The 6,822-nt window shown below is 71.8% G+C and carries 6 protein-coding genes; 2 read left to right on the top strand and 4 right to left on the bottom strand.

The features are described from left to right. Positions 1 to 97 precede the first annotated feature (97 nt). Both AB0C99_RS31465 and AB0C99_RS31460 read right to left on the bottom strand, forming a co-directional pair. On the bottom strand, positions 98 to 1,858 hold the full coding sequence (locus AB0C99_RS31465; RefSeq protein WP_362482384.1) for a glycoside hydrolase family 6 protein: 1,761 nt from the start codon (positions 1,856 to 1,858) through the stop codon (positions 98 to 100). 510 nt (positions 1,859 to 2,368) lie between these two features. Beyond that, on the bottom strand, positions 2,369 to 3,280 hold the full coding sequence (locus tag AB0C99_RS31460) for a poly-gamma-glutamate hydrolase family protein (RefSeq protein ID WP_362482381.1): 912 nt from the start codon (positions 3,278 to 3,280) through the stop codon (positions 2,369 to 2,371). A 283-nt stretch (positions 3,281 to 3,563) separates the two neighbouring features. Here AB0C99_RS31460 and AB0C99_RS31455 point away from each other — a divergent pair, with 283 nt between their 5' ends. Further along, complete coding sequence (locus tag AB0C99_RS31455; protein ID WP_362482379.1) at positions 3,564 to 4,295, top strand: HEAT repeat domain-containing protein; 732 nt, start codon at positions 3,564 to 3,566, stop codon at positions 4,293 to 4,295. 3 nt (positions 4,296 to 4,298) lie between these two features. Continuing rightward, on the top strand, positions 4,299 to 4,928 hold the full coding sequence (locus AB0C99_RS31450) for a DUF6000 family protein (RefSeq protein WP_362482376.1): 630 nt from the start codon (positions 4,299 to 4,301) through the stop codon (positions 4,926 to 4,928). A 112-nt stretch (positions 4,929 to 5,040) separates the two neighbouring features. Here the strand turns inward: AB0C99_RS31450 and AB0C99_RS31445 are convergent, their stop codons facing one another. Further along, positions 5,041 to 5,508 carry a hypothetical protein gene (locus AB0C99_RS31445; RefSeq protein WP_362482373.1) on the bottom strand — a complete coding sequence of 156 codons (468 nt, stop codon included), beginning with the start codon at positions 5,506 to 5,508 and terminating at the stop codon, positions 5,041 to 5,043. 88 nt (positions 5,509 to 5,596) lie between these two features. Continuing rightward, positions 5,597 to 6,766, bottom strand: coding sequence for a xylose isomerase (gene xylA / locus AB0C99_RS31440; RefSeq protein WP_362482372.1), 1,170 nt, complete (start codon positions 6,764 to 6,766; stop codon positions 5,597 to 5,599). Between the last annotated feature and the right edge of the window lie 56 nt (positions 6,767 to 6,822).

The following is a 6,822-nucleotide window of genomic DNA, read 5'->3' as shown; positions in this document are numbered from 1 at the left end:
TCCTCGTCCTCGTCCCACAGTGCGGTGATCAGCCGCTGTACGGGAACGAGTTCACCCGGCGCCGCGCCGCCGGGCGTCGCGGCCCCCGCCCCCGCGCTCACAGCGCCGGATACGCGTTCTTCATGAGCTCCTGGAACTGGGCGGAGAACCACTGCCCCGACAGCGGCGCGTCCGGAAGCGCCCCGGACATGCTGTTGCCGTTCCGGGCGTTGCCGGTGTACGTCGGGTCGCACATCCGGTCGAAGCCCTTGCCCTGGTCGTTCGGGATCTCCTTGCTCGCCCCGTCGGACTCGCCCGGGGGCTTCATCCAGACGTACGCGTCGATGCCGGCCGCCGGAGCCGCCTGGGGCCGCTCGCCGAGGCCCGCGCCGGACTGGTTGCACCAGTTGCCGAGGTGGATGCGGCGGTCGTAGCGCCCGCCGTTCACGTACGTGTCGACGCTGGTCGTGGCGCCGGGCCCGGTGGGCCGGGCGGTGCCGCCCCAGCCGTTGCGGGAGGTGTCGATCAGCATGCCGACGCGCGGGTCGAAGCCGATCGAGACGAGCCGGTCGCGCATGGCCTGGGCGTACGAGAGCTCGTCGGTGTAGCGGTTCCAGTCCACCCACTTCGACTGGCGCACGGAGACCCCGTTGACCGAGTCGCCGATCGCGAAGTGGTCCTCCTTGAGGGCGCTGTAGTTGGCGGTGTTGACGATGAAGCCGTGCACGTCGGCGACGGTCGCGCCCTCGGCGGTGGCGGCGGTCTTGAACAGGTCGGCGGAGGGGCCGAGGTTGTCGTCCCAGCCGAGCCAGCCGTGGTGCCCGGCGTCCACGTAGTTGTAGACGTTGGGGACGGCCGCCAGCTTGTGCAGGGCGTAGCCGACGCCCTTGACGTAGTTGCCGTTGGCCTTCATCACGTCGCAGTTCGCGGTGGCCGTCGGACGGCCGGAGACGTTGGTGACGAGGTTGGGCAGGGAGTCGATCTCGACGGTGGTGACGATCCTCAGCCCGGCGTACTTGGTGTCGCCGAGGATCGTCGCGATCGGGTCGATGTACTGGGTCCGGTAGCGGTCGATCTCGGTCGGCCCGAGCTCCCCGTTGGAGGCGAGGGCGGCGCAGTCGCGGCCCGGGAGGTTGTAGACCACGAGCTGGACGACGAGTTCCCCGGAGCCCTTCTGGCGCAGCGCCTCGTCGAGGTGGGCGCGCAGGCCCATCGAACCGGCGGAGCCGCCGATGGCGGCGATCCGGTCGAGCCAGACGCCGGTGGGCTGGTTCGCCACCCGGCTGCCGCCCGGCTCGGCCGCGGCCTTGGCGGACCACTCGGGATTCACGTACACCTTGGCCCCCGCGTAGGGGTTGTCGACCCGGCTCCCGGCCGGCGGCGGCGTGGTGGGCGGGGTGGTGGGCGGTGTCGTCGGGGGTGTGGTGGGCGGGGTGGTCGGGGGCGCGCCGTTGCAGACGACGCCGTTGAGGGTGAAGAGGCCCGGGACGGCGTTGGTGCCGCTGTAGGAGCCGTTGAAGCCGAAGGAGGTGGAACCCCCGGTGGCCAGGCTCCCGTTGTAGGACACGTTCTTCGCGGTGACGGCGGCGCCGGACTGGGTGATCGTGGCGTTCCAGCCCTGGGTGACCTTCTGGTCGCCGCCGAAGGACCACTCCACCGTCCAGGCGGACAGCGGGTCCCCGGTGTTGGTCACGGTCACGTTCGCGCCGAAGCCGGTGTTCCACTGGCTGGAGACCTGGTAGTCGACCCGGCAGCCCGGGGTGGCGGCCCCGGCGGCGCCGGTCCCGATGACGGTGGCGGTGGCGCCGGTCGCGGCGATCAGCCCGAGCGCGGCGAGCAGGGCGGTACGGCTGGTGGAGCGGCTGGTGGAGCGGCTCATGGGGGTGTGACCCCTTTCAGTGTCCGTTCGGGGTGCGCGGGGATACGCGCGGCCCGAGGCCGAATGCGAGGGGGGTGCCGTCGTACGGGGTGCTCCGGAGCCGCGGCGGGTGCGGACTCGGGTGCGGATTCGGGTACGGGTTCCGGCGCGAGCTCCGGTGCGGATTCGCGTGCGGGTTCCGCTGCGGTGACGGGGGATGTCGCATGAGCGAGTCCTTCGGCGGGGGCACGGCCATGACGGCGTGCCGGCGGAATGGAAGCGCTCCCACTGGTGGGGCCAGACCGTAGCGTCAACCGACTCCGAGGAAAAGAGGGTCCGGCGGATTCGCCGGCCGATCGCATTCGACTCTTCACGCGTCTTGACGGCGTGTCGCGGACTCTGCACAGTGGGAGCGCTCCCACTGGTTCAGTTCCTGACGGTGCGCCCCGTGCGGTGCGCCGTGCACGACCCGGGACCGGGCGGACCCGCGGGAGGGCCCGCCCGGCCCCGGTCTCGGAGGTGTCGGACGGATCAGGAGGTCGTGAACTTCGCGTCGAGGCCGAGCTCGTGGTTCCTGACGGCTTCGCGCACGCCCTTGACGAAACCGTTCCAGAAGTGGTCCGCGTACGGGCTCGCCGTGCTGGGGACGCCCGCCGTGGTGCGGCGGTTGTCGGCGCCCGAGAAGGTGCCGAACATCGCTTCGCGCAGCCCGGTGGACAGCTCCAGCTGGGCGCCCGCGCCGGTACGGGTGCGGTTGACGATGTTGGCCGGGTCGTCGCCGTTGATCGGGTCGTCGGCGCCCGCGACGACGACGGCGACGCTCCGGTCGGCGCCCGCGCCGGGGGAGGTGATCCCGTTCGCCGCGAGCGAGGCCAGCAGATTGCGCTTGAGACGTTCGTCCCGGCCGCCGATGACGATCTTCCGCTCGGCGGAGTCGAAGCCGTGGAGGGAGACGGCGTACAGGTTGTTCGCGCACACCGCGAGCGCGGCGGGGTCGTCGCAGTGGGTGGAGGTCACGTGCTGGGGGCCGGAGTTCTTGAGCGCCTCGAACATCCAGAAGTCGCGCTGCGGCTCGCCGGGCACGGCCGACGCCGCCGGATCGGTGTCGTACGCGAAGGGCCGGTAGCCCGCGACGGCCATGCACAGCTCGCTCGTGCCCGCCTCGATGCCGCCGCCGTGCGGGGCGAGGACGGCGGTGCCGCCGACGGGGAGGCTGGTGGCCTTCGCGTTGTCCGAGACCACGGGCGCGCCGAGCCGGAAGCGACGCATCCAGTCGGTGCCCTCCAGGTGCGCGGTCCTGCTGTAGAGCTCGGTGTTGGACCCGTACGTATCGGCCGCGGCGGCCGGCGTCGCGCCGCCGCCGGCGATGGCGTTGAGCGTGGGCAGGGCCGCCGCCGCGGCGACGGCGGAGGCGAGGACGGAGCGTCGGCTGGTGTTCTTCATGGCGCTGATCTTGCCGGGGCCCTGGGCGGAGACGACCGGTGGGTCCCCTGAGCATGACAACCTCGGCCGCCCCGGCCGCTCATCCGTCAGCCGGGCCCGCCCGTCGGCTCGCCCGAGGGCCCGCCCCCGCCGCCACCGAAATGGCTGGCGCACCGACGCGGCCTGCGGGGAGACTGCGCAGGTGAGCGACACCAAACCCGCCCCCGACCGGAACCTGGGAGTACGACGGGGCCCAGTTCCGGCAGCCGACCATGGCGGGCGGGCGCCGGGACCGCTCCGCGTCGTGACCTCTCCCATCGAAGCACTCGTCCGGCAGCTCGACGGCGAGGCCGACGAGTCCTACGACGCCCGCGCGGAGCTGATTGGGATCGGCGCCGAGGCCATCCCGGCCGTCATCGCGGGCCTGCCCTCCCTCGGTGGTTTCGGGCAGCTGACCGCCATCGAGGTCTTCGAGGAGGTGGCTGATCCCCGTTGCGGCCCCGCTCTCATCGGCCTGCTGGCCGGCGACAACCCGACCGTCCGTGAATGGGCGGCCATGGCCCTGGCGAGCCTGGAGATCGAGGGCGCCGTCGAGCCCCTTCGCCGCGCCTACCGCGCCTGTCTGGAACGGGCCACCCCACCGGACTGGAGCGAGCCCGTCGGCATCCGCTGGGCCCTGACCGAACTCGGCGCCCGCATCCCCGTCGTCCCCCCGCTCACCGCCCGCCTACGGGCCACCGTCGCGGAGGACGCCCCCGGCTGGCCATCGGCCCACTTCAGCGAGATCGTCGGCGACCTGGCCGACCACGCCCAGGTGATTCTTCACGCCCAGTTCTGGCGTGTGGACGCGGGCCACACGTACGGCGTCCCAGGCCCCGGCCTGGACTGGGAACCCGACTGGACCGCCCCCTGGGAGCGCCTGGTTGAAGAGTCCCGCACCTGCTGCTTGCTGGAAGCCCGCGAAGCCCCGGTCGGCGACAACATCTTCGTCGCCCTCACCTGGATCGACCGGACCGACCTGCACCCGGAGAGGTGACCCATGCCGTCCCGACACCCCGAGGAGATCGGCTACGGCCATGTGGTCAAGAGCTACGTGACGAGGACATACGGCGGCCTCCCGCGCTATCTCGTACTGAACGGCGGGCGGTTTCTCGGTCCCCGGTGGTGGCACACCACCCGCTTCACCCGGCACTTGCTGAATGACGCCGCCGCGATCACCGACGAGGAACTCGAAGCCCTCCTCGGGTACGAATGGCGCTCGCGCCTCACCGCCGCCTGGCTGATCGGCGTCGACCGCCGCGAACGGTTCCGGGCCCGCATCGGCGAGCTGCTCCTGGCCAGCGAGGTCTGCTACTCCGGCGCTGCCTACTGCTTCGCCCTGGCCCGCTTCGGTGCCCACGCGGACGCCGAGATCCTCACCGCCTACCTCGACCGCTACCTCCCGCGCACCGACCTCCACTACGACCAGCCCGCCGCCCTGGGCGCCCTCCTCCGCCTCGACGCCCTCCTCGGCACCCGTCACGCCGACCGCTTCACCGAGCCCGGCGGCCTCTGGGACGAGTGGGTCAAGGGCGTGGCGCGCCTCGGCTACTCCGCCACCGCCCCCGCCGAACAGCGCCGTTGGGCGGACCTCCAGTGCGAGTTCGCCGACGGCTGGCGGCGCGCGTAGTGCGGCGCGCGGCGCCGACCGCGCGTCAGGATCTATGGGCGCTGACCCGTGGGCCCTGAGCCGTCGGCCTTGACCCATGGGCCCTGACCCATGGGCTTCGCCCCGTAGATCCCTACCCGGCCGGGTCCTCGCTCTCCGGGGCGCAGTCGCCCACGACGGACACCGTGCCGCCCCGTTTGACGAGGGTGTTCGCGGCGGGGTCCATGCGGGTGTAGCCGCAGGGTCCGTCGGTGAGGGCGCCGCTCTCCACGCGGTAGGAGCGTTCCAGGACCACGCAGAGGGTGCCGTCGCCGCAGGCGCCCTCGAAGAGCTTCTTGATCTCCGCCCAGTTCGCGCGGCCTTCGGCGGTGTCGTCGTCGAAGAGGAAGCCGTTCCTGCCCCACTCCGGAACCCGGATCTGGTCCGGGACGCCGCCGTCATCGCCCGCGCCCGTGGCTCCGTTCCCGCTCGTATCGACGCCCTTGCCACGGTCGCCGTCTCTACCGCTACCGCCGCTGCCGCCGCCATCGCAGGCGACGGCGGCGGGAAGGCACAGGACGAGCGCGACGGCCGCGCGGGCAGCGCTTGCCGAGATCCACATGACGCATCACCGATCCCCCGACGATGAAGTGGTGCTCGGAGGATGACACAGCGCTCACCACCCGTACAGGGCATGGGCGGGACGGTGTTCAGTGCACCCCGAGCAGGTGCTCCAGCGCCAGTTGGTCCAGCCGCTCGAAGGCCATCGAACGGCTCCCGGCGGCGTCCGCGTCGAAGGTCTCGTACGCCGTGGGGTCGCCGAGCAGGCCCGCGAGGCCGTCCGGGGCGGTGGGGACGGCGAGCTCGTCGAGCCGGGAGGCGGCGAGCGCGTCCCGGACCTCCGGGTCGGCCCGGAAGGCGGCCGAACGCTCCTTGAGGAGCAGGTAGTTGCGCATGCAGCCCCTCGCCGACTCCCACACCCCGTCGAAACCGTCGGTGCGCACGGGCTTGAAGTCGAAGTGACGCGGGCCCGCGTAACCGGCCGTCTCCAGGAGGTCCACCAGCCAGAACGCCTGCCGCAGGTCCCCGGCGCCGAAGCGGAGGTCCTGGTCGTACTTGATGCCGGACTGCCCGTTGAGGTCGATGTGGAAGAGCTTCCCGGCCCACAGCGCCTGCGCGATGCCGTGCGGGAAGTTGAGCCCGGCCATCTGTTCGTGCCCCGTCTCCGGGTTGACGCCGACGAGTTCGGGCCGCTCCAGACGCTCGATGAAGGCGAGGGCGTGCCCGATCGTCGGCAACAGGATGTCGCCGCGGGGCTCGTTCGGCTTGGGCTCGATCGCGAAGCGGAGCGGGTGGCCCTGCTCGGTGACGTACTCCCCGAGCAGGTCGAACGCCTCCTTCAACCGGTCGAGCGCCACTCGCACGTCCTTGGCCGCGCCCGACTCGGCACCCTCCCGTCCACCCCAGGCGACGTAGACCGAGGCGCCCAGCTCGACGGCGAGATCGATGTTCCGGATCGTCTTGCGCAGCGCGAAACGGCGGACGTCACGGTCGTTGGCGGTGAAGGCGCCGTCCTTGAAGACGGGGTGGGTGAAGAGGTTGGTGGTGGCCATCGGCACCTTCAGACCCGTGCGGTCGAGCGCGGCGCGGAAGCGCGTGACGGCCTTCGTCCGGACGTTTTCTTCCGCTCCGAACGGAATGAGGTCGTCATCGTGGAAGGTGACCCCGTACGCCCCCAGGGCGGCGAGTCGCTCCACCGTCTCGACCGGGTCGAGCGCGGGGCGGGTGGCGTCGCCGAACGGGTCGCGGCCCTGCCAGCCGACCGTCCACAGACCGAAGGTGAAGCGGTCGTCGGGCGTGGGAAGAAGCTCATGCGGCATGTCCGGCTCCTTGACGAGGCTGGCCGTGAGATTTGTTTTCTGTGATAACTAATACC

Source organism: Streptomyces sp. NPDC048659 (assembly GCF_040650575.1).
Lineage (GTDB): Bacteria > Actinomycetota > Actinomycetes > Streptomycetales > Streptomycetaceae > Streptomyces.
The sequence above is the reverse complement of the archived record's forward strand: the minus strand, read 5'-3'. Positions and strand labels throughout refer to the sequence as shown.

Coding starts and splice junctions, on each gene's coding strand:
- AB0C99_RS31465 (WP_362482384.1), bottom strand. CDS start 1,858: ATGAGCCGCTCCACCAGCCGCTCCACCAGCCGTACCGCCCTGCTCGCC.
- AB0C99_RS31460 (WP_362482381.1), bottom strand. CDS start 3,280: ATGAAGAACACCAGCCGACGCTCCGTCCTCGCCTCCGCCGTCGCCGCG.
- AB0C99_RS31450 (WP_362482376.1), top strand. CDS start 4,299: ATGCCGTCCCGACACCCCGAGGAGATCGGCTACGGCCATGTGGTCAAG.
- AB0C99_RS31445 (WP_362482373.1), bottom strand. CDS start 5,508: ATGTGGATCTCGGCAAGCGCTGCCCGCGCGGCCGTCGCGCTCGTCCTG.
- xylA (WP_362482372.1), bottom strand. CDS start 6,766: ATGCCGCATGAGCTTCTTCCCACGCCCGACGACCGCTTCACCTTCGGT.